27 protein-coding genes, 1 pseudogene and 1 other annotated feature are annotated in these 24084 nt (G+C 41.6%); of the genes and pseudogenes, 15 read left to right on the top strand and 13 right to left on the bottom strand.

The annotated features are described in order from the left end of the window. Window positions 1–297 precede the first annotated feature (297 nt). The 5 genes from CD004_RS17750 (at window position 298) to CD004_RS17730 (ending at window position 3718) form a co-directional block, all read left to right on the top strand. Window positions 298–621: a hypothetical protein gene (locus tag CD004_RS17750; RefSeq protein WP_102263977.1), complete on the top strand. Its 324-nt coding sequence runs from the start codon at window positions 298–300 to the stop codon at window positions 619–621. 123 nt (window positions 622–744) lie between these two features. Beyond that, a complete protein-coding gene (locus CD004_RS17745) occupies window positions 745–1104 on the top strand; it encodes an epimerase (protein ID WP_102263976.1) in 360 nt (119 codons plus the stop codon). A 74-nt stretch (window positions 1105–1178) separates the two neighbouring features. After that, window positions 1179–1532, top strand: a complete 354-nt coding sequence (locus CD004_RS17740) for a hypothetical protein (RefSeq protein WP_102263975.1) — start codon at window positions 1179–1181, stop codon at window positions 1530–1532. Between the two features lie 796 nt (window positions 1533–2328). Beyond that, a complete protein-coding gene (locus CD004_RS17735) occupies window positions 2329–3135 on the top strand; it encodes a DUF4397 domain-containing protein (RefSeq protein WP_102263974.1) in 807 nt (268 codons plus the stop codon). A gap of 37 nt (window positions 3136–3172) precedes the next feature. Next, the gene (locus CD004_RS17730; protein ID WP_158651586.1) at window positions 3173–3718 is read left to right on the top strand and encodes a class F sortase; all 546 of its coding nucleotides are present in this window, start codon (window positions 3173–3175) and stop codon (window positions 3716–3718) included. Window positions 3719–4142: 424 nt separating this feature from the next. Here CD004_RS17730 and CD004_RS17725 read toward each other — a convergent pair whose 3' ends face one another. Continuing rightward, window positions 4143–4775 carry a flavodoxin family protein gene (locus CD004_RS17725; RefSeq protein ID WP_102263972.1) on the bottom strand — a complete coding sequence of 211 codons (633 nt, stop codon included), beginning with the start codon at window positions 4773–4775 and terminating at the stop codon, window positions 4143–4145. A 753-nt stretch (window positions 4776–5528) separates the two neighbouring features. After that, window positions 5529–5804 (top strand) — a binding site (T-box leader). A 118-nt stretch (window positions 5805–5922) separates the two neighbouring features. Here CD004_RS17725 and metG point away from each other — a divergent pair. The 3 genes and pseudogenes from metG (at window position 5923) to CD004_RS17710 (ending at window position 9089) form a co-directional block, all read left to right on the top strand. Further along, window positions 5923–7559: pseudogene (gene metG, locus CD004_RS17720) on the top strand (methionine--tRNA ligase). A 90-nt stretch (window positions 7560–7649) separates the two neighbouring features. Continuing rightward, window positions 7650–8450 (top strand): alpha/beta fold hydrolase, encoded by an 801-nt coding sequence (locus tag CD004_RS17715; protein ID WP_158651585.1) that lies wholly within the window; start codon window positions 7650–7652, stop codon window positions 8448–8450. Between the two features lie 6 nt (window positions 8451–8456). Then, the gene (locus tag CD004_RS17710; RefSeq protein WP_102263970.1) at window positions 8457–9089 is read left to right on the top strand and encodes a CPBP family intramembrane glutamic endopeptidase; all 633 of its coding nucleotides are present in this window, start codon (window positions 8457–8459) and stop codon (window positions 9087–9089) included. A 52-nt stretch (window positions 9090–9141) separates the two neighbouring features. Here CD004_RS17710 and CD004_RS17705 read toward each other — a convergent pair whose 3' ends face one another. The 4 genes from CD004_RS17705 to CD004_RS17690 form a co-directional block, all read right to left on the bottom strand. After that, entirely contained in the window at window positions 9142–9297 is a 156-nt protein-coding gene (locus tag CD004_RS17705; protein WP_102263969.1) for a DUF1540 domain-containing protein, read from the bottom strand. An 86-nt stretch (window positions 9298–9383) separates the two neighbouring features. Further along, window positions 9384–10433: a cytochrome d ubiquinol oxidase subunit II gene (locus CD004_RS17700; RefSeq protein WP_102263968.1), complete on the bottom strand. Its 1050-nt coding sequence runs from the start codon at window positions 10431–10433 to the stop codon at window positions 9384–9386. Window positions 10434–10447: 14 nt separating this feature from the next. Then, complete coding sequence (locus tag CD004_RS17695) at window positions 10448–11809, bottom strand: cytochrome ubiquinol oxidase subunit I (RefSeq protein WP_102263967.1); 1362 nt, start codon at window positions 11807–11809, stop codon at window positions 10448–10450. A 112-nt stretch (window positions 11810–11921) separates the two neighbouring features. Continuing rightward, the gene (locus CD004_RS17690) at window positions 11922–12944 is read right to left on the bottom strand and encodes a metal ABC transporter solute-binding protein, Zn/Mn family (protein WP_102263966.1); all 1023 of its coding nucleotides are present in this window, start codon (window positions 12942–12944) and stop codon (window positions 11922–11924) included. A 223-nt stretch (window positions 12945–13167) separates the two neighbouring features. Between CD004_RS17690 and CD004_RS17685 the strand changes: the two genes are divergently transcribed. Continuing rightward, window positions 13168–13731: a beta-class carbonic anhydrase gene (locus CD004_RS17685; protein ID WP_102263965.1), complete on the top strand. Its 564-nt coding sequence runs from the start codon at window positions 13168–13170 to the stop codon at window positions 13729–13731. A gap of 4 nt (window positions 13732–13735) precedes the next feature. Here CD004_RS17685 and yidD read toward each other — a convergent pair whose 3' ends face one another. Together yidD and ytzI are read right to left on the bottom strand one after the other, a co-directional pair. Beyond that, window positions 13736–13990, bottom strand: coding sequence for a membrane protein insertion efficiency factor YidD (gene yidD, locus CD004_RS17680; protein WP_102263964.1), 255 nt, complete (start codon window positions 13988–13990; stop codon window positions 13736–13738). A 50-nt stretch (window positions 13991–14040) separates the two neighbouring features. Then, entirely contained in the window at window positions 14041–14193 is a 153-nt protein-coding gene (gene ytzI, locus CD004_RS17675; protein ID WP_102263963.1) for a YtzI protein, read from the bottom strand. A 107-nt stretch (window positions 14194–14300) separates the two neighbouring features. Here ytzI and CD004_RS17670 point away from each other — a divergent pair, with 107 nt between their 5' ends. Beyond that, on the top strand, window positions 14301–14768 hold the full coding sequence (locus tag CD004_RS17670) for a Dps family protein (protein WP_226677640.1): 468 nt from the start codon (window positions 14301–14303) through the stop codon (window positions 14766–14768). A 413-nt stretch (window positions 14769–15181) separates the two neighbouring features. Here the strand turns inward: CD004_RS17670 and CD004_RS17665 are convergent, their stop codons facing one another. Continuing rightward, the gene (locus tag CD004_RS17665) at window positions 15182–15439 is read right to left on the bottom strand and encodes a DUF6154 family protein (protein ID WP_023626881.1); all 258 of its coding nucleotides are present in this window, start codon (window positions 15437–15439) and stop codon (window positions 15182–15184) included. A gap of 253 nt (window positions 15440–15692) precedes the next feature. On the opposite strand from CD004_RS17665, the gene CD004_RS17660 reads away from it, so the two are divergent. Next, a complete protein-coding gene (locus tag CD004_RS17660) occupies window positions 15693–16013 on the top strand; it encodes a hydrolase (RefSeq protein WP_102263962.1) in 321 nt (106 codons plus the stop codon). 86 nt (window positions 16014–16099) lie between these two features. Further along, window positions 16100–16567 (top strand): RNA deprotection pyrophosphohydrolase, encoded by a 468-nt coding sequence (ytkD, locus tag CD004_RS17655; protein WP_102263961.1) that lies wholly within the window; start codon window positions 16100–16102, stop codon window positions 16565–16567. Between the two features lie 255 nt (window positions 16568–16822). On the opposite strand, the gene CD004_RS17650 is transcribed toward ytkD, so the two are convergent. From CD004_RS17650 to CD004_RS17640, 3 genes are read right to left on the bottom strand one after another with little or no spacing between them, the layout of a single operon-like run. Beyond that, window positions 16823–17629 carry an ABC transporter permease gene (locus CD004_RS17650; protein ID WP_226677636.1) on the bottom strand — a complete coding sequence of 269 codons (807 nt, stop codon included), beginning with the start codon at window positions 17627–17629 and terminating at the stop codon, window positions 16823–16825. Continuing rightward, on the bottom strand, window positions 17610–18386 hold the full coding sequence (locus CD004_RS17645) for an ABC transporter ATP-binding protein (RefSeq protein WP_102263959.1): 777 nt from the start codon (window positions 18384–18386) through the stop codon (window positions 17610–17612). The genes CD004_RS17650 and CD004_RS17645 overlap by 20 nt, the downstream gene beginning before the upstream one ends. 17 nt (window positions 18387–18403) lie before the next feature. Continuing rightward, on the bottom strand, window positions 18404–19399 hold the full coding sequence (locus tag CD004_RS17640; RefSeq protein ID WP_102263958.1) for an ABC transporter substrate-binding protein: 996 nt from the start codon (window positions 19397–19399) through the stop codon (window positions 18404–18406). Window positions 19400–19538: 139 nt separating this feature from the next. On the opposite strand from CD004_RS17640, the gene CD004_RS17635 reads away from it, so the two are divergent. From CD004_RS17635 to CD004_RS17625, 3 genes are all read left to right on the top strand, one after another. Continuing rightward, the gene (locus tag CD004_RS17635) at window positions 19539–20300 is read left to right on the top strand and encodes an alpha/beta hydrolase family protein (protein WP_180321307.1); all 762 of its coding nucleotides are present in this window, start codon (window positions 19539–19541) and stop codon (window positions 20298–20300) included. Window positions 20301–20355: 55 nt separating this feature from the next. Next, window positions 20356–20598 carry a DUF2584 domain-containing protein gene (locus CD004_RS17630; RefSeq protein WP_102263956.1) on the top strand — a complete coding sequence of 81 codons (243 nt, stop codon included), beginning with the start codon at window positions 20356–20358 and terminating at the stop codon, window positions 20596–20598. A 157-nt stretch (window positions 20599–20755) separates the two neighbouring features. Beyond that, window positions 20756–21760, top strand: coding sequence for a DUF3231 family protein (locus tag CD004_RS17625; RefSeq protein ID WP_102263955.1), 1005 nt, complete (start codon window positions 20756–20758; stop codon window positions 21758–21760). Between the two features lie 219 nt (window positions 21761–21979). Here CD004_RS17625 and CD004_RS17620 read toward each other — a convergent pair whose 3' ends face one another. Both CD004_RS17620 and pckA read right to left on the bottom strand, forming a co-directional pair. Then, on the bottom strand, window positions 21980–22165 hold the full coding sequence (locus CD004_RS17620) for a hypothetical protein (RefSeq protein ID WP_102263954.1): 186 nt from the start codon (window positions 22163–22165) through the stop codon (window positions 21980–21982). A 55-nt stretch (window positions 22166–22220) separates the two neighbouring features. Continuing rightward, on the bottom strand, window positions 22221–23810 hold the full coding sequence (gene pckA, locus CD004_RS17615; protein ID WP_102263953.1) for a phosphoenolpyruvate carboxykinase (ATP): 1590 nt from the start codon (window positions 23808–23810) through the stop codon (window positions 22221–22223). Window positions 23811–24084: the final 274 nt, after the last annotated feature.

The raw sequence follows: 24084 nt of genomic DNA, 5'->3' as shown, positions 1-24084 counted from the left end.
CATTGAAATTCACCGTGCGATTTTTCGTGTTATATCAATGTTTTTTTGTAATATAATTTAAAAATCACACATCAATTCACAGGTCATTTCACATTGACGGAAATAATTATTGGAGGGTATGTGATTTTGTGGTGATTTGGTAAGTGGATTTTATGGTAATTGTGAAGGTGTTTGGATATTTATGTTAAAATTGAAATAAGACTATCGAAGACCTTGTGAAATAATGTACTTAAAGTAACGGAGCAGGTTAGTTGAACAAGCATAAGGTAAAATTCAGTCGAAAAGGGAGGTAAGGGTATGCAAAATGATACTTTTATTAAAGTTATTTTAAGTGGAATATTAGTGTGTTTGATTGTCATTGCCTTTAAAATGAATACTAAAGAGCAAATTCAAATACCACCTTCTAATGTTGATGTTGTTAATCAAGGTGGGAGAATTGTTCAAATCGCACCTAATAGAATTGGAGTTATTGATACAAATGGTTGGGAGCAACTTGTGGTTTTTGAATATAACCCAGATACTAAAAAGTTTGACGTTGTTGGGTCATTAACATATGAAGATATTTTTAATCATCCAGAGGAATATGGTATCCCCACAAGAGAAGATAAATATGGAAATTAAATGTTATTAAGCTACCGGGTGCGTTGATCCAGGAAGGATTAACCACCTTTTTTGTTGAATTCCTTATTTAGCTAAGGAGCAGGTTAGTTTAAGAAGCGATTTGGTTAGGAGATGTTTTTATAAATGAATGCTAAGTTCCTAGATTTAATTGGAGAAATCTTAATTAAAAATGTTCGAGATGAAGCAATAGAGCAATGGGATATGACAATTCAAGGAAAAATGAAGAGTGAAGAAAGCCAAAGGTTATACAACCTTATATCTTTGAGCGGTCAAAGTGAGTTAATTAACACTCTGGTCCCTAAAATTGTAGATACCACACTACATCATTTGTTATGGACATTAGAACAAGATGAATCTATAGATGTAACCATAAATGACGGTAACAAACCAGTTAGTATTAAGGATATTAGTGATGGTTTAGCTGGAGAACTGTATACGGAAGATGGTTGGATAAACCGTTTCAGTAACAAGGTCAAGTCATAAAAACTGCACCTTTTCTTATTGCGCTAAAGAAGCAGGATAGCATAAAAAAACATAATTATAAGGGGTAGGTATTCTTGGTTGATAAAGAAACGCAGATAAATATACTACTCTGTGGAAATCCATTAAAATTTGCATGTAAAACGCTTGGTGTTAAAGATATGGAAAATCATACTTACTCAGAAGTTTTTACGGTGAGTAAAGAAGAGATATACGAATATGTCTCAATTAATGGTATTCCAGAGAATTATTCAACGAGTAGATATTCTATGACTGATGGATTCCATTTTTTTGAGGAGGATGGTGTATGGTATACCTGTTTTAGAGAGAGAGGTTATATATACGATGATAACTTCTTTACCAATCATGAACTTGGTCAAAAATACATAGTGAACACATTGCTAAAATTATCAGGTACCGGACTATTTTAAGTGGTAGTATCTTCTACGAACGGGTGCTTGAGATAATGATCAGATGCCATTCTCTGAGGCTTTTCTTATTGAAGTAACGAAGCAGTAATGTTGAAGAAGTATTTGGATAATTTTGTTATAATGTCAATAAATGAGTTTGTAAAAGGAGCTGCACAATGGAGGATAGTGAAGGCAAATTTGAGTTCCCAACAAGACTTAAAATAACCGGAGATTCTCCGGTTAGTGTGAAGAATATGGCTCGGTTGGGTGGAAATAAGCGGAGAATTTCCGATTAAATGGTGCCAAATTGTCCATTTGCCTGTTTTTTGAGTCGATAGTCGGAATTTCTCCGGCTATTTGAGCTATGTTTAAAGCTTTTTCGAAATTAAGGGGAATTTCTCCGCTTATTTATCAACTCGCCGCTGTTTCCCTTATCCGTGATCGGGCTGTGCGTGGCAGAAAAAAGTATTCTTGAATAACCACGGACCGCTTATTGAACTATTGGGTGCTTTAGCACAATAAGATAATATGAAAAAAGGCTTAGAGATGAAAATTTCTCTAAGCCTTTTTGTATTGTGAATAGTGTGGAATCGGTGCGAATTAATATGTGATTTTGTCTGTGATTTGCCGTTTTGCACCTCACAAGTAAACCCGTTATTAACATTGAAGGATGCTTTTTTATTTCAGCACATTCGAAAGGGTTATCAATTGACAGATGTTATATAAGTTTTGTATAAGTGTTGTATAACTTATTAAACTGGATTTATACATAATCAGCTTATAAGTTATACGATATTTAAACAAAGGAGAGATGGAGATGAAGAAGTTTTTGTTTTTGCTGATTTTCACGATGATGTTTTCCGGTTTTGGAGGTTCTGTGCTCGCTGATGGTCATGACCAAGCGAAGGTACGGATCGTTCATGCTTCCCCTGATGCGCCAGCAGTCGATATCACTGTTAATGGTGATGTAGTTGTAGAAAACGCAGAGTTTAAGGCTGTAACAGATTACCTGATGGTGCCAGCTGGCGACCATGAAGTAAGCATTTTTGCTGCTGGTACAGTAGCTGACGGCAAGCCGGTATTGACAACACAATTATCCGTTGAAGCAGAGAAGGCTTACACCGCTCTGGCGATCAACAAATTAGAAGCACTTGAAGTTGCAGTGATGAATGATGACATGATGACAGAAATGGGCAAAGCAAAGGTTCGAGTCGGCCATTTCTCCCCTGACGCTCCAGCCGTTGATGTCGCAGTGACTGGTGGAGATGTTCTTTTTCCGAACGCACCATTCAAGGGTGTCACGGATTACATGGAAGTTGATCCCGCTACATTAGATTTGGAAGTTAGGGCAGCCGGTACGCAGGATGTGGTGCTGTCTTTACCAGGAACTGAGCTGAAAGCAGATATGATTTATACTGTGCTTGCTGTTGGTCTTGCCAGCGGAGAGCCTGCACTTGATGCCATTGTCTTAGCAGACCCTTCGACATCAGCGATGCCTAAAGAAATGCCTGACACCGGTAAGGGCGGAGTGACAGGTCTGATGATGAGTATGCTCCCATTTGTATTGCTGATCGGTGCAGTAAGTTTCTTTTTCTATAAAAGAAAAAATGCTTTTCAATCTTAAACTCTTATTAGTTGTAATTCTTGCAGGCTGTCAACCCATGAACTCTGATCCGATTGTGGACATAGAAGAAGTACAGGCAGAACCAGTTGTTAATTCACCGGCTTCGAATTCGAAACCTTCCGCAAAAAAGGTCACACAAGAAAAAGGCATGGTCCCATTAAACCTAACCATTTCATCAATCGGGCTTGATGCAAAAATCATTCCTGTTGGACTTCAAGAGGATGGAGCAATGGAAGTCCCGGAAGATGTAATGGAAATTGGGTGGTACACTAAAGGCGCCAGGCCAGGGGAGAATGGGAATGCAGTTTTGGCTGGGCATGTCGATAACTATCTTGGAAAAGGTGTGTTTTTCGATCTGGAGGATGTCGCTCTTGATGATGAAGTAATTTTGTCAGACAGTGAAAAGACCTTGCGCTATAAAATCGTAAAGATTGAATCCTACCCTTATGATGACGGACCAATCGAAGAGATTTTCGGATTTACTTCACAAAAACGTTTACAATTAATTACATGCACAGGATGGTTCAACCCGCTCACAAAAAATCACGAAGAGCGATTAGTCGTCACAGCCATTCAGCAATAAGAAGCAAGCTGGTTAATGGCAATAAACTGGTTGTTTTTAAGGTGCATGCGGCAAAAATGGCATAGCAAATGGCGTGGGAAATATTCACGCCATTTTTCCTTTTGTATCAGACTTTATATTGTTACAAGTTGACATCCATATAGTAATATTGTGTGCCAATGACAAGTTGGTGGCACCAGAATAAAGGCTCTTCAGTTCCTGTACGAGCTTATGATCCGGCTTTTATAAGTCGGTTTTGTTCTTATTCAACCAACGAAGCGAGTTGATTTATGAACGTTTGATCATAATTTAAAATATATTTTAGAAAAATAAACTAACTATAAATCTAATAATAGGGTAGGATTTTTTCGAAATAAAAGCAATCCACTTCTATTTAAAGCGGACTGCTAGTTTCGCATAAATTCAAACTTTTCAAGCCACCTTACTATTGACTATCTTTCGCATTTCCTTCTGTCGGAATAGGATGCTCTTTCAGCAGCCGGGCAAAATGCAGTAAATTGTAAGCAGTTATTTTTGCGTGTTGCATCGTAAAATCGTTCTCCCTCCCGTTTGCCTTAATAAAGGACGGACCAGGACCCGCTTCACCTACCCAATAGGTATCCACATTGGGAGGAATCGTAAATCCAATATGCGACAATGCGTAAATTAGGTAGCTTGAGACGTTTTTCGCACCGTCTTCATTTCCGGTCACAACCGCTCCGCCCACTTTGTTATAGTAAATGTACTGGCCTTTTTCGTTCGTAATGCTGCTTCCGCCATACAATCTTTCCACAACCAAAGTGGCCAGGCTGCTCTGTTCGCCAAGCCAAACCGGTGAACCGATTAAAAGGATATCCGCCTGCTTCACTTTTTCAAAAATCTCTGGCCATTGATCCTTATCATTAACTGCCTCGTGGGTAATCCCAAAACCGATATTATAATCAGCCATCCTGAGGACTTCCGTCTCTGCTTTGTTTTCATCGAATTTCTTTACAATCTCGTTAATCAGCGCACGGGTATTGGATTGCTGTGTGCTATCTTTCAAACTGCAATTCAAAACTAGCGCTTTAATGCTCATTACAACATCTCCTTATTCCATGGTAATAGTATTTCTTTACCCTTAGGGTTTACTGAAAAACCAGGAATACGTTTTGCCCGCGGCATAATAGCCTGCTGCAAAATCATATGTAATTAGGACTGAAAACAAACTTTGGCAGTGCCAAATTTACACCCCCCACTTGGTTATAATAATCTTTCATTTAATGAACTTCTAAATAGATTACCATGCCAAAAGGTTATAGGGGCCTTTTCTTCATTTGAGTTACCAACAAGACATGAAATAACCGGAGATTCTCCGGTAAGACTGCAGAATATGGCTCGGTTGGGTAGAAATAAGCGGAGAATTTCCGATTAAACGATGTAAAATTGTCCATTTGCCTGTTTTTTGATTCGATAGTCGGAATTTCTCCGGCTATTTGAGCTATTTATAGAGCTTTTTCGAAATTAAGTGGAATTTCTCCGCTATTTATCAACCCGCCGCTGATTTCCTCATCAATGTCCGGGAAGGTTCGCCCTTTATGGCTGAACGCGGTAGAAAAAAGGTATTCTTGAATAACCACGAATTGCTTATTGAACGGTTGAATAAGAATAAACATATTTTGGATGCGATAATATATTTAATCAGTAAACTTGCGTGTGTGTCAGTTTACCTGCCAACTTCATTGTTATTTGTAAGATGGTTTTATGATTGTAATAGAGAGTTTTTAAGATTATTTTCAAAACGGTTGTTGACTTCCTGGAAAATTCTGAATAAAATACAGATTAATAACTTTTAAAAGCAATGAAGAGAAAAAGTAGAGTGCCCCTGTTTTTTACAGAGAGCTTCGGCAGCTGAAAAGAAGCAAAGACAGATACTTGAAAAATGGTCTCTGAGCTCCGTCCTGAACATGCTTTTTGGTATAAGTAGGATACGGCGAGATTTGGCACTCGTTATCAATGTCACAGTATAAGAGCAGGCATCACATGCTCCGTACTTGCTGAGGCAAATGGTGTGAACCGTTTGCAAAATAAGGTGGTAACACGAGGGATTCCAAACCTCGTCCTTAACTATTGCAGTTAAGGGCGGGGTTTTTTTATTTTTTTCGGCTTTTTTCGCAAACTTTGATGCATTTCACCTTCAAAAGTTTCCTCGAAAAGAACGCCGATTCCATAAGGAGGTCATTCAAATGAGTATTTTTATCGGAGGAGCTTGGGCTTATGCTAATGGCTCACTGCATCTGGGGCATATTTCGAGCCTGCTGCCGGGGGATATTTTAGCGAGGTATTATCGATTGAAAGGCGAAAAGGTTCTATATGTTTCAGGCAGTGACTGCAATGGGACGCCGATTGCAATTAGAGCGAAACAAGAAGGTGTGCCACCAAAAGAAATTGCTGACAGATACCACCAGGAGTTCACGGAAAGCTTTGAGAAACTTGGTTTCTCGTACGATATCTACACAAGAACAGATACAGCACACCATCATAAAATCGTTCAGGAAATCTTTCTAAAGCTGCTTGATAAAGGGTTAATTTATAAAAAGGAAATTGAACAAACGTATTGTGAACAGGACCAGCAGTTTTTGCCTGACCGTTACGTTGAAGGCATCTGTCCAAAGTGTGGGGCGAACGCTCGAGGCGATCAATGCGATTATTGCTCAAGCGTGCTTGAGCCGCTGGATTTACTGGAGAGAAAGTGCAGAATTTGCGGCAATCCGCCAACAACGAGAAAAACTCAGCATTTTTACTTTGCGTTAAGTTCACTCCAAAGTGCATTGGAGAATTATACAAAGAATGCTGAACAGAAACAGCTTTGGAGAGAGAACGCCATTTCATTGACTAAGAGTACTTACATGAAGGCCTGCAGGATCGGGGTGTTTCCAGGGATTTGCCTAATGGGGTAAGTGTGCCGGTAAAAGGTTATGAAGATAAGAAAATATATGTGTGGATCGAGGCTGTTTCAGGTTATTACACAGCAAGCAAGCTCTGGGCTGAAGAAAACGGACAGGATGATGCAGTTTTTTGGAATTCCGCAGCTAAGTCTTATTATGTTCACGGTAAAGATAATATCCCGTTCCATTCCATCGTTTGGCCCGGGATTCTCGAAGGACTTGGACTCGAAGCACTGCCAACCCATATCATTTCTAATGAATATCTAACATTGGAAAAGAAAAAATTGTCCACAAGTCGAAATTGGGCAGTTTGGGTCCCTGATATCATAGAAAGGTACGGCTCTGACTCAATCCGCTATTTCTTGACCATCAATGCACCGGAAAACCGGGATGCGGATTTTTCATGGAAGGAGTTCATTTACAGTCACAATAGTGAATTGTTGGGCACGTATGGAAACTTTGTGAATCGGACCTTGAAATTCATACAGAAAACATTTGATGGTATTATTCCGGAAAAGGAGATTAACAAAGAAATAGTAGACAGAATTAATCTTCTTTACGAAGAAACGGGACGAAATATTGAAAGCGCCAGTTTTAAAAAAGCTCTTGAAAAAGTGTTTGAACTAGTAAGATATTCAAACAAGTACTTCGATGAACAACAGCCATGGAAGCAGGTTCGTGAAGACACAGAAGCTTGCAAACAGACTCTCTCAGACTGTTTATATATCATCGGAAATCTGGCTAATATCCTTGCGCCATTCCTTCCTTTTTCAAGCGAAAAGGTTAAAGCTATGCTGCAAATAACGGACCAAAGCTGGCAGCCGTTATTAGTAAATCCTCAAATGGTAACTCAAGTAGAGCCATTATTCGAACGTATTGACCCGGATAGGATCTCCAAAGAGCTTGAAGAGTTGAAGAGGAGTGAAAGAATTTAATTTAAAGGCACAAATCATATTGTGAAATCCCTCGCTGTTTTTGCATATTTAAGATTCGGGTAAATGCAGCATAAAGGGGTGAAACTTTTTATGCCGTATGCCAAAATAGATGACTCTCTCTCGCTTTACTATCACATTAAAGGTAAAGGACTTCCTATTGTTTTTATTCATCCTTTTGTGATGGGACACAATGTTTTTATGCATCAGGAAGCTCTCTCCAGTCGCTATAGGACGATCTTTTTTGACCTGGCCGGGCATGGCCGGAGTTCGAGAGGAAACAAGCCTGTAAGTATTGCGGGACTTGCAGCAGATTTGAAAAAGATGCTAGACGAACTAGGGATTGAAAAAGTGGTGCTCTGTGGCTATTCCTACGGAGGATTGGTTGCACAGGAATTTGCACTGAAGTATCCCGAACGGTCAGAAGCGTTAATCCTGTCTGGAGGGTTTTCAAAAATTGATACTATTATCCCAAAGATTATTATTAAGTTAGTGCAGCTTATGGTCAAATTCGGTCAAGTGCCTCTTGCTGCAAGCTGGCAGGCAAAGTTTCATAAATGCGGTCTGCAGGATGAAAAAAAGATATTTGAATTAGCGCAGCGTTCAGATGCCGAGCGTTCGTATGAGTATATCAAATCTGGTCTTCAATATGATTCGAGCAGCGAGCTTCATAAGCTGGATATGCCCATCCTTCTTATATACGGTTCTCTAGCAAAACCGATGCACCGTTACCGTATTCCTTTTCAAAAAAAAGCTCCGCAGACACAAGTGGTGTATATAAAGAACGGAACCCATCAGCTGCCGCCCAGATCTTATCAGGAATTCAATGCAATTATCGATACTTTTTTACGGGCACTCAATGATCACCAAAAGAAGGACGCAGGACTGGGGTAGGTGGATATGAAGAAAATTTTTCTGTTCGTTGGGCCAACACTTATGATTTTTATTGGACTTCAAGTACTGGAGAGCGTCTTAGCTACCTTTGTACTTTTTTATAGCTGGCTCCTTGCAGTCCCGTGGCTTGGGCGTGGGATTCAAAGAGAAAGATTCAAAGTGACAAGCAAGGCTGTGATATTGGGTGTTGGGAGCGGACTGCTCTTTTTCCTGTTCATTTATGGAGGGTTATACTGGCTGCATATTTACCTTTTGGATATTGATCAGCTGAGGGTGCTGCTTTTGGAGTGGGGTTTTTCTGGACGCGGTGAGATATGGCTCGTGTTGATCCTACTGGTAGCAAACCCAATTTTGGAAGAAATCTATTGGAGAGGCTATATCTATGAGAAGCTGAGAACGGAAGGGACAGCTAAGTATGCGATATTGATGACTGCATCATTTTATACTCTGTATCATTTGCTCTCGGTGATTCCAATTTTTGAAAGTTTTTACGGCATTATTGCAGCAGTGCCTGTCTTCATTGCGGGTATGTTTTGGGGGTATGTCAGAGAGAAAACTGGAACCATCACAGCGGCTATAATCGGACATGTATTGAGTGACACAGGCATTATTTGTGTTTATTGGTTTATCATCAGGTAAAAAGGGTGCAGTAAAATAGTTAATAAGACCGGGAAAACCCGGTCTTATTCAATTAACTCAACGCTTCAAATGTCTTGCAGTCTGTTTCTTTTTGGCTGTCAGCGGTTTCCCCTGAATGGCTGACTACATAGATTTTATCAGCACTGCATAAGTTGCCATGCTTCCAATAATGACAGTTGTTGACTTCACACAATACATCTTTTGCCATAGTTGTACCACTCCTTTTTTGATTGATACAACTTTAGCATGCTACGGCGAGCGAGATGCAATTCCAGCAAAAATTAGGAAGCAGCGTCAAGTTTGTTCTTTCGTTTTTTTCTGCCGCAAGTACCTTTTATCCTGCATGAACAAACTCCAAAAATAGATGAATCCAGGAAAAAGGATCAAAAATCCGACAATATATGTGGTGAATACGGCCCGGAATGAGTTTGGATCTGTAAAAGCGGATTGGATTGTTACTTCTGGATATACGATGTAAGGCAGATGAGCCTTTCCGTAAACGTAGCTTGCTGCCAGGTACTGGAATGTGATCATGATGACTGCAAGTCTTGGAATTCCTCTGAGTGATTTATTATTTATCGATGGAAGGATAAGTGCCAGGCCTCCAATCAGAAAGAATATGACCGAAAGAATCAGAATGGAGAGGTCATCCATCATTTTATCGTAAATCCATGCTGCTTCATTTCTTAATGTCAGCATGATAGCAAAAGCCATGATAAGCGAAATCGGCCCCATAATTAATGCATCACGCCTATACACATGGTAAGCATGAAGTTCATCGGAGGCTTTGGAGTAATCGGCTAGCAGCAGGGACGACAGGAACAGTGTACTGGCTACAGCAAAACCAATAAAAGCGTAGACATTTGGACTTGTAAACAGTTTGCCCAAATCCAGGTTCTGTGCTCCATCTGGAAAATCTACGAAACCTCCATGAGTGATTGGCAGGACGCTGATCAGCAAGCCTGGTATCAGAATTCCGCTAATTCCAGAAATATAAGTTAGTACCTTCCGATAATCCTCAGCTATATTGGAAAAAACAAGGAAAGCGCTTCGCAATGACAATAACAGCAATATCATACTGCCAGGAATCAGCAATACAGTTCCCAAAGTGTAAGCCGCTCTAGGGAACATGCTGTAAACAGCGACGACGAGAGCAACAATAAATGTATTCGTAACCTCCCATGTCGGCGACAGATAGCGGTTGGCAATATTGGTTGCTTTCGTTTTTGTTTTATTGATATAGACCATCGACCAGAACCCAGCTCCGAAATCCATCGTTGCCATGACAGCATAGATAAAAACAAATCCCCAGAGCACGGTTATGGCAGTTAGCGCGTCAGTCAAAACGGATCATCCTTTCACGTATTGGAACCATACAGAGGGATTTCTTTTTGCTTCGCTCTGTTTAAATCATCGAGAACCGTATTTCTCCTGAAGAAGTACCGAAGGACGATGATTTCCATAACTCCCAGTAAAACGTATACTCCGGCAAACAGAATAAATAAGATGCCCAGATTTGAGGCGGTTGTCGCAGCATCTTCTGTTGATAGAACATGGTAGATCACCCACGGCTGCCTGCCTGTGCAGGCAAAGATCCAGCCGAATTCAATTCCCAGCATTGCGAGCGGACCTGTGGCTACAAACAGCCACATGAGGAATTTGGGAAACCGGTCCTTCTTTAAAATTTTGTTCCAGACAAAGGCAATCATTGAGAGCATAATCAACAGCATCCCGACACCGACCATTGCATTGAATAATGTATGAATAAACAGTGGAGGCCAATGTTCCTCGGGAAAATCGTTCAGTCCTTTTACTTCGGTATCAAATGAATTGCCAGCAAGGAAACTTAATGCCCATGGAATCTCAATCCCCCATTTGACCGTTTCCGTTTCCCTGTCGGTGAAGCCGCCAATAGCCAGTGGCGCATATTTCTGTGTCTCAAAAAGCCCTTCAGCACCTGCCAGTTTTTCAGGCTGGTATTCATGAAGATACTGTGCGGCAGAATGGCCATTCACTGCCGTCAGGATGGAGAAGATTCCGCCGATGATCAAACTGGCCATAAGGGCTTTTTGGTGAAACTTGTATACTTTTGAGCCAAAATCACTTCTCAACATCTTATAAGCAGCCACAGTGGCTATAATAAACGCACCTGTCATATAAGCAGTCACAACGACATGACCTGCTGTTACAGCAAAACTTGGGTTAAAGAAGGCTGCCCAGGGATCGATGTCGACCAGCTCACCGTTTTCAATGCGGAACCCTCTTGGTGTACCCTGGAATGCATGGACATTCGTAATCAGTACTGCCGAGGCAAGAGCGCCGAGAGCCACAAGGGTTAGGCTTGCAATCCTCATCCAAGGTGAGATCCTGTCAGCTGCGTAAACATAGATAGACATGAATAAAGCCTCGATAAAAAAAGCATAAATCTCAATTTGGAATGGAAGCGCCATTACTCTGCCGACGACTTCCATGAATCCTGGCCATAGGAGGGAGAGCTGAACTCCTGCAATCGTACCAGTTGGAATGCCGACACCCAGTGTTACTGCAAATGCTTTTGTCCATCTTTTTGCCATGACGGCGTAATCGATGTCATTTGTTTTTTGGTAGAGAAGTTCTGCAGCCAGAATCATCAACGGCAGTCCAACACCAATTGTTGCATTGATAATATGGAAGCCCATAGTCGTGCCAAACAGTGAGCGGGCAATTAAAACATCATCCATCATTTAACTTCCTTTCCGTAATATGACTTTCAATATTGTTTTCATTTTTAGAGATAATATGTATTGTTTTTTAGGACAAAAAAAGCCTCCCTATATATGGGAGGCAACTAGATTATTCATTCAACGCTTTTCCAAGGGTAGCAATATTTTTTTCCATTAATGTGAAATAGGTTTCTTTATTTTTAAGATCTTCATCGGTCAATACGGAAAGGTTGTGAAGGGTCAGCGATTTTGCACCGATTTCTTCCTGAACCATTTTTGCCAGCTTGGAATTGAAATTTTGTTCGTTCAAAACGTATTTGATTTTTTCATCTTTGGCGTGGGTGATCAACTTTTGAAGTTCTTTTTGAGATGGCTCATTAGTAGTTGATTGGCCAGAAATGCTGATTTGCTGGATTCCGTAACGCTCCTCCCAATAACTAAAGGCAGAGTGTGATACTAGGATTTCCTTGCGCTTGGCTGAACCAATAACCTGTGAGAATTCCTTGTCAAGGTCCTTCAATTGCGCAGTCAGCTCTGTATAATTCTGTTCGAAAGTATCTTTATGCTCAGGCATCTGTTCTGCTAATTGTTCTTTGATTGCGAGAGCCAGCTCATTTGCGTAAATTGGATCAAGCCAGACGTGCGGGTCAAAATCTCCGTGACCATGCTCATCCTCTTCTGCATGCTCTTCATCAGCATGCTCTTCCTCGTTATGAGCTTCTTCATCATGACCTTCTTCAGCCGAGCCATCCTCGTTGTGTGCCTCGTCTTGATGTTCGTCATTCTTATCCAGGTGCAAAGACTCACCAACGGGTACCATTTTTACATCCTCATTTTTAAGTGTCTTGCTGGCTTTATCAACAAAACCTTCTAGGCCAAGGCCGATATAGAAAAATAAGTCTGCATCTGCCAGTGCCATCATATCTTTTTGGGAGGGCTCGAATGTATGCTCATCTGCTCCCGGTGGATAAACAGTTTCAACATTTACATAATCACCGCCAATTTGCTGTGCAAAGAACTGCAGCGGGTAAACAGTGGTATAGACTTGCAGCAAATCATCATTCTTCTTCTGGTCAGCGCCATCTTGCCCACAGCCGCTTAGAAAAGCAGCAATCACCATAAATATAGTTAAAATAAATGCAGGTTTTTTCATATGTGCCTCCTGTTAGTCAAAACGGATTCATTACGATTTAGGGAATGAACTTTATTTGTTATTAGTTTTTTAATGATAAGAAATAAATATTAATTCGTAATGGTTACGATTTACCTTATGTATCATACAAAATGATGAGAGCAAAATCAAGTAAAACATTTTGGTTCAGGTTCAGTTTACGGTATGCTATTAGAAAGAAAATTTTTAAAAGGAGAAGGAAAATATGAGAATGCTTGATGAAATCCTTGATTTTAATGGGAAATTTGTGGCGGAAAAGAAATATGAAGAATTCACCACAACTAAGTTTCCGAATAAAAAAATGGTTATTTTAACTTGCATGGATACTAGGCTTGTTGAACTTTTGCCAAGGGCTTTGAATATCCGCAATGGTGATGTGAAAATTGTCAAGAATGCCGGTGCCCTGATCATGCACCCATTCGGAAGTATCATGAGAAGTCTGCTTGTTGCTGTTTACCAGCTGCAGGCGGAGGAAGTGGCGATTATTGGCCATTATGACTGCGGAATGAGCGGGATGAAGCCCGACATCATGATTGACGAGATGAAAAAACGCGGTGTTACAGATGATATGTTGGGAACACTCAATTATTCAGGAATAAACGTAGAGGAATGGCTTCACGGTTTCGACAATGTCAAGGACAGCGTTGCACACAGTGTGGAAATCGTTAAAAACCACCCCTTGATGCCTAAGGATGTTCCGGTCCATGGACTAGTGATTGATCCTTCAACGGGAAGGCTTGATCAAGTAATCGATGGCTATGAAAAGTAATTTTTTAATGGTTATGAGCTTTAGCATTTTTCTTTGATGGCCACTCTTCCGGTACCGGGTCCATGCCTCCTGGATGGAAAGGCTGGCACTTAAGGATGCGTACAATCGTCAGCCAACCGCCTTTAAAGGGACCGAATCTTTTAATCGCTTCAAGCCCGTAATGGGAACATGTAGGGTAGAAACGGCATGTAGGCGGTTTTAATGGCGAAATCACAATTTGATAAAAACGAATGATGCCGATGAATGCTTTTTTTAGCATGGTGTTCATCCCTTCTTTAAATCCTAAAAAGGAGCTGGTAGCAGCTCCTTTTATTTATTTTCATCATTAGAATCTTCGTGGGTGCTATTTTCATCAATCGGGTCGACAGTATGTTTATACTGATATGCTTTTGAAGTGGTGACTACACTTAATATTAGGACAATGATAACGATAATGACTGAGATAATCAAAACGGTATACATAAAACGGCCTCCTTTGCTTCAAAATTATTTTAGCATGTTCTTTACCTTGGTAGGTAAAAAGTTGCTGGCAGCATGTTTTTTATAAAGCTGGAAGGGGAATATAAACTATGACTAAAAGGGAGGATGAAATAACAATGGCACAAACAGATTTAATCCAAGCAGTTAACAAGCAAGTTGCAAACTGGACGGTTCTTTACACAAAGCTTCATAATTATCACTGGTATGTAAAAGGGCGTCATTTCTTCACGCTGCATGTGAAATTTGAAGAGCTTTATAACGAAGCAGCGACAATCATTGATGAGTTTGCGGAAAGGATTCTTGCATTAGACGGAAAGCCTGTTGCAACGCTTAAAGAATATCTGGAATTATCTTCGGTTGAAGAAGCAACTGGTTCAGAAAATGAAGAAGACATGGTCAAACAATTGCATGATGACTTTGCAAAAATCGTGGACGAGCTCCATAATGCGATTGAACTCGCAGAAAAGGCAGAGGATACAGCTACAGCGGATATGATGACAGAGGTAAAAATGAGCCTTCGCAAGCATATGTGGATGTTCAAGGCTTATCTTGGATAAAAGGAAACTGGCCGGAAAAAATCGGCCAGTTTTTTCATTGTTTACCAGGAAATTATAAATTTATTTGGTTGTGGATAACTACATGTAGTGGAATTAATCCAGCTTCAGCTCCTAGCCCCTCGAGTCGCTTGTCTAGTTTCGCCTCCTAACTCCTCGAGACGCTTCGGTCCTGCCAATGAAGTCAAAGAACGACTTCACTGTCAGGACCTCCAGCGCTTGTCGGAGTTGAACAGTCAGCTACACATTTCGATTTGGGTCCGCCCAATGAAGTCAAAGAACGACTTCACTGGTCGGCCCTCCAGCGCTTGTAACGGCTGAACGAGGCGCTTGCGCTTTTTGTTCTTTCAAAACGAAAAAAAGACAAAAAGAAAACCGGCACGCAGCCGGTTTGTATGTATGATTATTTACAAGGATTAGTGCACGTTGCGGGAAGGATATGAATTGACAGACCGTGCGCCGAAATCATCCTGAGCAAACTTTCCTTTCAAGCTCTCGATCAAGTAAAGGCCCATCAAATCATAAAGCTCCTGCTTATCAAGGTCCTGTATAATTTTCAACAAGTCCTCACGGCTCATTTCTTCAAGGAAGGCAAAAGCGAGCATATCGATATCCTCTTCATCACCGGTCAATTTATTGCGGTACAGTTCGTATAGCTCATCAATCAGTTTCATTAGATTTCACCTCTCCTTCTTAATCGTCCATAATTCCTTATACTTATTAAATACCCTCGAGTGGAAAAAATATGCCTTGGAATTGAAGTGTTTTCCTGTGGGGTTTGCGATTTATCTTTATCTTTATTTGGTCTAATTTTAACATACACACAACTTGAAGAGTAATTTGGAGGGCAGAAAAAATTATTTATTTTAATGATATTCAGTATAAACGAATATAGACGCAGGGAACGATATCCTTGAGGTGAGGCACATGCCAGATGGCAAAAAAACATACTACATCAACATCAGTGATGGCGAGATTCAAAGCGTTTCAACTGCATCTCCATGGAATTTTAAAATTGAGGCAAATGACGAGGAAATCACCGCGTTGAGGGAAATATTCGACCAGAGCCATTCCACAGGCTGGCAGAATTTTATGAGGGCGCACGTTCCATATGTGCAATACCATTATGACCGTGAGAATGATGCGCTCGACAGACAACTGATCCAGACATATGAAATGATTTATAAACTAGGCGATGAAGAAGCCAGGAACCATATTGAAAGCATGGGGATCCTCCCTGAAAAATAGAACAGCCGCAGACAGATGTCTGCGGTTTATTCATTTTCTCATTTTCTATATAATTAGATCATGATTTAGTGGCGGGGGAGACTGTTATGGAAAAGTTTAAAGATATAAACGGCGGAGAGGTGACCTTATCCTTTCAGGAAAACGCCTTTGAAAAAAGTGCACGCCATGTGCTGATCATTTGTAAATATCAAGATAAATGGCTTTTGACCAAACATAAAGTCAGAGGTCTTGAGTTTCCTGGCGGCAAAGTGGAGAAAGGCGAAACCTTGGAAGGTGCAGCTCGCCGTGAGGTTATGGAGGAAACTGGCGGAGTCTTAAGCAGGCTTGAGAGCATTGGCGAGTATCGGGTGAGCGATAAAGAAGGTTCATTTGTAAAAAGAATCTTTTTCGGTGTAGCAGAAAAAATACTGCCGCAGGATAATTACCTGGAAACTGGCGGCCCAGTACTTATAAGCGGTGATTTACTTGTGGAAAGAATGAAGGACGAGTACAGTTTTATTATGAAGGACGATGTAATCAAGCATAGCCTTGAAATTTTAAGCAAAAAGCATTAAAGTGGCGGACTTTCATTGAGTACCGCCGCTTTTTTGACTTTTTGCGGAGTTAAAAGTAGTAACTGTTAACCCAAAATCCGGTATATTGGCGAAAATCTAATTTTATTGGCGGAGTTCACAATTTTATTCGCGATAATTTCATTTTATTGGCGGAGTTCACAACTTTATTGGCGAAAATCCATTTTTTTCGACCAAGTTTACATGTGCCAGATTTTTTTGAGACAGAAAAGAAGCCGGATCATCATCCCGGCTTCGTTATTGATTGCTTTTGATCAGTTTCTTCTCAAGCAGTTCGACCAGCTGGTACATCACAGTGGCGAACACGGCGATGACTAGCAGCGACAGGAACACGAGCGTGAAATTGAAAACCTGGAAACCATAGATGATCATATATCCGAGACCCCGGGCAGACACGAGGAATTCACCGACAATGACTCCAACCCAGGAGAGACCAACGTTCACTTTCAAGGTGGAAATGATGGTAGGAAAAGATGCTGGCAAAATTGCCTCCCGAAAGCACTGTGTCCTAGTTGCTCCGAATGTCTGCAGCACCTTCAGATAATTTGGGTCAACCTCTTTAAAAGCGGTATACACGACGATTGTAGTGATGATTACTGAGATGATTGCGCCCATCGCAATGATGGAGGTCATATTGGTTCCAAGCGCAACTATCAAAATCGGACCCAGCGCGACCTTTGGCATTGAATTAAGTATAACAAGGTACGGGTCCAATATTTTGGAAAGTATCGGTGACCACCACAAGATAGCTGCCAATATCGTGCCGGCGAGTGTTCCCAGGATGAATCCCAGTACGGTTTCGGCCAATGTCACTCCAAGATTCACGGCCAATGAACCATCCATCGTCTTTTCGATTAGCATGTTCCAGATTTTTGACGGTGAACTGAATAGGAGCGGGTCGATCCATTTTTGCTGGCTGGAGATTTCCCATAAGGCAAAAAAGGCTATGAAAATCAGCAATTGATAAATGCGGACGACTTTTCGCTCACGACTTAACTTTTTAAGATACTCTTGATGGAGGAGTTCAGTTTTCTTCTGGCTCAATTGACTCCAACTCCTTCCATACTGTCTGGAACAGTTCATTGTATAAAGGGTGGTTCCTGGCCTCGAAAGGACTCAGGTTCCTTAACTCCTCTGGTATCGAAAAAGTTCTATGCAGGCGGCCAGGTCTAGGTGAAAAGAGGAAGATCCGGTCACTCATTGCTATTGCTTCTCCGATATCATGCGTTACGAGAATCGCTGTTTTTCCGAAAGTCTTAAAGGTGTTTGAAACCAAATCCTCGAGCTTCAATTTCGTTTGATAGTCCAATGCGGAAAATGGTTCGTCGAGCATGAGCAGCTTAGGTTCTGTTGCCAAAGTCCGAACCAGGGCCACGCGCTGACGCATTCCGCCGGACAGCTGTTTGGGATAAAGTTTTTCCACATTCTCCAAACCCATTTGCCTTAGCAGCGATAAAACCTCAGCTTTTTTGGAATCTTCCAAAGTTCCGCTAATCTTCAAGCCGAGAAAAACATTTTCCTCAATTGTTTTCCATGGAAATAAATAATCCTGCTGCAGCATGTATCCAGTTTGATTCGCAGCCTCATTGACCGATTTACCCTCCAGTTTCACATGTCCATCGGTGGGATCGATCAACCCTGCGATGATCGATAGCAGCGTTGTTTTGCCGCAGCCGCTCGGACCCAGGAAGGAAACAAATTCCCCTTCCTGGACATCGAGTGAAATATCATTCAGAGCAGTGACAGCGGATGTTTTTGTAAAATAAGTGTGCTGGATCCCTCTTAATGTCAAAAAGTCCATTGGGCTGCAACCTCCTGTTATTTCATGACTTCTTCTGCTACCTCTGTATTGACTAATGTGTCATGGCTGACTTCCTCAGGAAGTTCACCTGCTTCATCCATGATGTCCTGTAGGTTCTTCCACTCTTCTTCATCTAAAATCGGGTCTGTCGCATAGGAACCCTGGCTCTTATAGCGATCTACAACCGTTTCGATTAGGGACAGATCTGTATCTTTAAAGAATGGCTGGATAACCTCCGCTGTTTCTTTGGCACTGTGTGATTCCACCCATTGCTGCGCCTTATAGATTGCGCGAGTGAATTTTTCGATAGTTTCCGGGTTTTTCTTCATATAGCTTTGTTTTGACATAAATGTGGTATAAGGTACATGACCGGATTCTGTTCCGAATGAAGCGACAATATGACCTTTGCCTTCTTTTTCAAACAGGCTCGCCTGCGGTTCGAATAGCTGGACGAAGTCACCAGTTCCGGAAGCGAAGGCGTTCGGAATATTCGCGTAATCAATATTTTGGATCATCTCTAAATCTGCCTTTGGATCGATGCCGTGCTTCTTGAGGACGAATTCACCGACCATTTGCGGCATCCCGCCCGTACGCTGGCCGAGATAGGTGGCTCCTTTTAACTGATCCCATGAAAAATCATCAATTTTTTCTCTGGATACAAGAAAGGTCCCATCTGTTTGCGTAAGCTGGGCAAAGTTGATGACTGGATCATTTGATCCCTGGGCATAAACGTAGATGGATGTCTCTGAACCAACGAGTCCAATATCTGCTGCGTTCGAGAGTACGGCTGTCATGGTTTTGTCGCCGCCCCATGTTGTAGTTAATTCTACTTTCAATCCTTCATCCTCAAAAAATCCTTTTTCAAGGGCAACATATTGAGGAGCATAGAAGATTGACCGCGTCACCTCTGCAACTTTGACAGTCTGTACCTTGTCTTGACCACAGGCTGCAAGAGGTATAATAAGTACAGCAACCATAAATAAAGCAAAACCGGCTTTGAACCATTTTTTCATCATGATGCCTCCTAAAAATCTGTCTTAATTTGGGCTTACGATATCGTATGAATCAGCTAAAAATGTGTGAATGCCCAGGAACCAAATTTAAAGAATTTCATATAAGAGAGGAGTGTTTACTTTGGAAAAAGACGGACTAATGATCTCGGCTAACAAATTTCCTTCCCCCCATCCGGCAGTAGAGCTGCAGATGGTGACCTACTATGCAGGCGGACTGCGGGTCAAAGGACTTCTTGCCAAGCCGATTGATGGAAGCGGGACTGAAGGATTCCTGTATCTGCGTGGTGGAATTAAAAATGTAGGTAAGGTAAGGCCTGCACGTATTGCGCAATTTGCGTCTGAAGGCTTCACTGTTTTCGCTCCTTTTTACCGTGGGAATCAGGGAGGGGAAGGAGATGAGGACTTCGGCGGCGATGACCGAGCCGATGCATTTGCAGGATTCACGCTGCTGCAAACATTGCCATGGGTTGAAAGGATTCATGTCTTTGGATTTTCACGCGGCGGGTTGATGGCTTTGCTGACTGCCATTAAGTTTCCGGAGACGGCGTCGGTCGTTACCTGGGGAGGGGTAACGGATATGTTTTTAACGTATGTGGAAAGAAAGGACCTGCGCAGGATGATGAAAAGGGTGATCGGGGGGTCGCCTAAAAAGGTGCCAAACCGCTATAAGTTCCGCACGCCTTTATACGATATCGAAAACCTGAAAGCACCGGTGCTGCTGATCCACGGCCGGAACGACCGCAATGTGTCGGTTGAACACTCCTATCGGATCGAGAAGCGGTTAAAAGAGTTGGACAAGCCTGTCGAAAGCTGGTATTTTGATGACTACACGCATTACTTTCCGCCAGTAGTGAACCGGAAAGTTGTGTCCGACTTAACGAATTGGATGAAATCACAATAGCAACAATGATAAAATGAAAGTGGTATTAATGATGAACAATAGAGGAGCGAGTACAATGGGGATGCCATTAGAGTTGAATACAATGATCGTGACAAAGGGCCGGGAAAAGCGGCTCGAAGACAATTTCTTCTCTTTGACCAAGGAAGGCTACAGGCTTTATCCAGTTGACATTCCACTAGAAGTCAAAAAGACAATCGAAGGTGACCTTACCGGAATCGGCGTCATCAAAAAAGTAGAATGGACAGAAAGCACAACAACACTTACGTATCAGTTGATTTCCTTGAACTCAACCAACTAAGCAGGGCACATATTGTGCTCTGTTTTTTTTCTTTACAGTCATTGTTATAAGTTTAATTTTAAAAAAAACAGTACTTATTTTAGTTGAATAGTTATCAACGAATATTATCTCTTCTTTAGCCTAAAAATAAGGCAAAAAGAAGGAGTTATGAATTGAAATGGAACATAACCCTCAATTGACTTCATCAGAAGTAGCTGCGATGTGGGGAGCTTATATGCAAAATTCAATGGCTCATTGCATTGTCCAGCATTTTGCAAAGGTAAATGAAGATACCGAAATGACGGAAATCATAAATGCCGCGTTATCAAATACGAAATTTGTAGTAAATCAAGTCAAGACCATTTTCGAAAAAGATCAACATGCACTGCCTATCGGTTTTACTCAGGATGACGTGAATTTAATGGCAGGCAGAGTATACTCAGATCTTTTTACTTTGCGCTATATTAAATATATGGCTTCAGCAGGAACTGTTGCATCTGCAGCATTTTTAGAAGTATTGGCCAGGAATGATGTAAGAGAATTATTTTCGGAGACTTCTGAGATATTTATGAAACTTTATAATGATTCTTGTGACTTGCTTTTAAAAAAAGGTACATTCGTACGCTCGCCAACAATACCTCCAATGGAGAAAGCAGAATATCTGCAAGATGAATCATTCTTATCTAGTTTAATGGGAAGACATCGCCCACTTACTGCTGTAGAGCTGGCTCATATATCAAAAAACACAGAGACGAATTCAATTGGCAGAACTTTTTTGGCAGGTTTCTCTCAGACAGCCCAGTCACCAGAAGTACGAAAGTTTATGGAAAGAGGTTCTGAAATAGCTGCAAAACATGAAACTGTGTTTAGAGAAATTTTAGTACAAGACGGAGTCCCGCTTCCAAGCACCTGGGACTCAGCGATATCTCAATCAATTGTACCGCCTTTTTCAGATAAGCTAATGATGTTTCAAACCAACAGTTTAAGTGCTATTAGTGTTGGTGGATACGGAACTGCAATTGGAGCGAGCCTAAGAAAAGATTTAGGCGGACATTACACGAGGCTTGTGACTGAAATTCTTCAATATGCAAACGACGGGATAAAAATAATGATTGATAACAGATGGATGGAACAGCCTCCCCAAAATGTTGACAGGGAAGCATTAAGGAACAGGAGTAAATGATAGCTATTGGCATAAACCGCAACCAATAGACTGTGAAATAGAAAAGGGCCTTTTCCGATTGGAAATGGCCCTTTTATGCGATAAGAAAGGATGAATTTTACTTCGAGAATTGTCAGCTCCATCGCTTGTCGGGGCTGACCAAGGCGCTTGCGCTTTTCTTGTGGATAAGGAATTTATAAAGGTATTGAGTTGTGGATAACTCAATGCGGTTTTTTTAATCTAGCTCCAGCGCCTAGCCCCTCGAGTCACTTGTCTAGTTTCGCCTCCTAGAAACTCCGAAACTTCAACTCCGCCGGCAGAAGCAAAAATCGCTTCTTTGTCGGAGTCTCCAGTTTCTGCGTTTCTGGGCAGTCGGCTATACTTTTCGATTTCGATCCGCCCAATGAAGTCAAAGAACGACTTCACTGGTCGGCCCTCCAGCGCTTGTCGGGGCTGAACGAGGCGCTTGCGCTTTTTGTTCTTATTTCGCTGTCGGTCCGCCTTTTTCTTCGATCTCAGAAGGTACGTTTGAGAACTTCTTAAAGTTTTCGCGGAACTTGCCAGCAAGTTCGTTTGCTTTTGCGTAGTAGGCTTCTTTGTCGCTCCATGTTTTGACTGGCTGAAGGACGTCGTCAGGTACACCTGGTACATGTGACGGAATATCCAGGCCGAAGATTTCGTCTTTGACGGTTTCGACGTTGTTCAATTCGCCTTCAAGTGCTGCCTGGACCATTGCGCGAGTGTATGCAAGCTTCATGCGGCTGCCAGTGCCATATTCTCCGCCTGTCCATCCTGTGTTCACAAGGAATACCTTCGCGTTGTGCTCGTCGATTTTTTCACCGAGCATTTCGGCGTATCTTGTTGCTGCAAGCGGAAGGAAAGGTGAGCCGAAGCAAGTCGAGAACGTTGCCTGCGGTGATGTGATGCCGCGCTCAGTTCCAGCAAGCTTTGAAGTATATCCGCTCAAGAAATGGTACATTGCCTGTTCCTTTGTAAGCTTGGCGATTGGAGGCAGAACTCCGAAAGCGTCGGCAGTCAGGAACACAATTGCGTTTGGATGTCCGGCAATGCTTGGGTCCACGATGTTTTCAATTGCCTGGATTGGATAAGCTGCACGTGTATTTTCAGTCAGGCTGCCGTCATCATAGTCCGCAACACGAGTTTCTTCATCGACAACGACATTTTCAAGTACAGAACCGAAACGGATCGCATCATAAATTTGCGGTTCTTTTTCCTTGGATAAGTTAATGCACTTCGCATAGCATCCACCCTCGATGTTGAATACACCGTTAGCTGACCAGCCATGCTCATCATCACCAATCAGTCGGCGATTGTTATCAGCTGATAAAGTTGTCTTTCCTGTTCCGGAAAGACCGAAGAACAATGCAACATCGCCTTCGCGTCCCACGTTTGCCGAGCAATGCATGGAAAGGATCCCATTTTCAGGCAGCAAATAGTTCATCACGGAGAAAATCGACTTCTTCATTTCACCCGCATATTCTGTTCCGCCGATCAATACGACGCGCTGTGCAAAAGAAACAATGATGAATGTCTCGGAATTCGTGCCATCAACTTTAGGATCCGCCTTGAAAGTTGGTGCAGAAATAACCGTGAATTCAGATTCATGATCAACAAGCTCTTCCTCCGTTGGTCGGATGAACAATTGATGAGCGAAAAGGTTGTGCCAGGCGTATTCATTGATAACCTGGATTGGAAGCTGGTATTTCTTATCAGCACCCGCAAATCCTTTGAATACAAATACTTCTTCTTTTTCTTTAAGGAAGTTCAATACCTTATTATATAGTTTTGTAAAAGATTCCTCGGAAATCGGCTGGTTGACAGAGCCCCAGTCAATTTTGTCCTTCACGGATTCTTCTTCGACAATGAATTTATCTTTAGGTGAACGGCCAGTATACTTTCCAGTGGTTGCTCTTACGGCACCAGTTGAAGTCAGGAGCCCTTCGTTTCGGTTCAAGACTTTTTCAACAAGCTGGGGAACAGATAACTGCACCTTTACATTGTTTCCTTTTAATAATGCTGAAAGTTCATTTGATATTCCTACAACATTCATCGGAGAATACCTTCCTTTTTAAAAGTTTAATATTTTGTAAGTGTTTACATCTCGGTATTAGTATAACACATTAGTTTAATTAATCTATACTAATGACTCGAAAAATTACCTTGTACCTAACTTGCGTTATATAATTCTTTCTTTATATAGTCAAGCAAAAAGAAGCATTATGAGGCCATTTTATTATACAAAAAAACTTTCAACAACAATCGACAAATTTACCGAGAAAATCATTGACATGCAATTGTAGTTTCGTTATGATTTGGTCTTGAAC

It is taken from the genome of Mesobacillus jeotgali, assembly GCF_002874535.1.
GTDB lineage: Bacteria > Bacillota > Bacilli > Bacillales > Cytobacillaceae > Mesobacillus > Mesobacillus jeotgali.
Note: the sequence above shows the minus strand (reverse complement) of the source record. Positions and strands in the feature narration are given on the sequence as shown.

What these genes read in the sequence shown, in the direction of transcription:
- CD004_RS17750 (WP_102263977.1), top strand. Translation starts at nt 298, where the DNA reads ATGCAAAATGATACTTTTATTAAAGTTATTTTAAGTGGAATATTAGTG.
- CD004_RS17745 (WP_102263976.1), top strand. Translation starts at nt 745, where the DNA reads ATGAATGCTAAGTTCCTAGATTTAATTGGAGAAATCTTAATTAAAAAT.
- CD004_RS17735 (WP_102263974.1), top strand. Translation starts at nt 2,329, where the DNA reads ATGAAGAAGTTTTTGTTTTTGCTGATTTTCACGATGATGTTTTCCGGT.
- CD004_RS17730 (WP_158651586.1), top strand. Translation starts at nt 3,173, where the DNA reads ATGAACTCTGATCCGATTGTGGACATAGAAGAAGTACAGGCAGAACCA.
- CD004_RS17725 (WP_102263972.1), bottom strand. Translation starts at nt 4,775, where the DNA reads ATGAGCATTAAAGCGCTAGTTTTGAATTGCAGTTTGAAAGATAGCACA.
- CD004_RS17715 (WP_158651585.1), top strand. Translation starts at nt 7,650, where the DNA reads ATGCCGTATGCCAAAATAGATGACTCTCTCTCGCTTTACTATCACATT.
- CD004_RS17710 (WP_102263970.1), top strand. Translation starts at nt 8,457, where the DNA reads ATGAAGAAAATTTTTCTGTTCGTTGGGCCAACACTTATGATTTTTATT.
- CD004_RS17705 (WP_102263969.1), bottom strand. Translation starts at nt 9,297, where the DNA reads ATGGCAAAAGATGTATTGTGTGAAGTCAACAACTGTCATTATTGGAAG.
- CD004_RS17695 (WP_102263967.1), bottom strand. Translation starts at nt 11,809, where the DNA reads ATGGATGATGTTTTAATTGCCCGCTCACTGTTTGGCACGACTATGGGC.
- CD004_RS17690 (WP_102263966.1), bottom strand. Translation starts at nt 12,944, where the DNA reads ATGAAAAAACCTGCATTTATTTTAACTATATTTATGGTGATTGCTGCT.
- CD004_RS17685 (WP_102263965.1), top strand. Translation starts at nt 13,168, where the DNA reads ATGAGAATGCTTGATGAAATCCTTGATTTTAATGGGAAATTTGTGGCG.
- yidD (WP_102263964.1), bottom strand. Translation starts at nt 13,990, where the DNA reads ATGCTAAAAAAAGCATTCATCGGCATCATTCGTTTTTATCAAATTGTG.
- ytzI (WP_102263963.1), bottom strand. Translation starts at nt 14,193, where the DNA reads ATGTATACCGTTTTGATTATCTCAGTCATTATCGTTATCATTGTCCTA.
- CD004_RS17670 (WP_226677640.1), top strand. Translation starts at nt 14,301, where the DNA reads ATGACTAAAAGGGAGGATGAAATAACAATGGCACAAACAGATTTAATC.
- CD004_RS17665 (WP_023626881.1), bottom strand. Translation starts at nt 15,439, where the DNA reads ATGAAACTGATTGATGAGCTATACGAACTGTACCGCAATAAATTGACC.
- CD004_RS17660 (WP_102263962.1), top strand. Translation starts at nt 15,693, where the DNA reads ATGCCAGATGGCAAAAAAACATACTACATCAACATCAGTGATGGCGAG.
- ytkD (WP_102263961.1), top strand. Translation starts at nt 16,100, where the DNA reads ATGGAAAAGTTTAAAGATATAAACGGCGGAGAGGTGACCTTATCCTTT.
- CD004_RS17645 (WP_102263959.1), bottom strand. Translation starts at nt 18,386, where the DNA reads ATGGACTTTTTGACATTAAGAGGGATCCAGCACACTTATTTTACAAAA.
- CD004_RS17640 (WP_102263958.1), bottom strand. Translation starts at nt 19,399, where the DNA reads ATGAAAAAATGGTTCAAAGCCGGTTTTGCTTTATTTATGGTTGCTGTA.
- CD004_RS17635 (WP_180321307.1), top strand. Translation starts at nt 19,539, where the DNA reads ATGATCTCGGCTAACAAATTTCCTTCCCCCCATCCGGCAGTAGAGCTG.
- CD004_RS17630 (WP_102263956.1), top strand. Translation starts at nt 20,356, where the DNA reads ATGGGGATGCCATTAGAGTTGAATACAATGATCGTGACAAAGGGCCGG.
- CD004_RS17625 (WP_102263955.1), top strand. Translation starts at nt 20,756, where the DNA reads ATGGAACATAACCCTCAATTGACTTCATCAGAAGTAGCTGCGATGTGG.
- pckA (WP_102263953.1), bottom strand. Translation starts at nt 23,810, where the DNA reads ATGAATGTTGTAGGAATATCAAATGAACTTTCAGCATTATTAAAAGGA.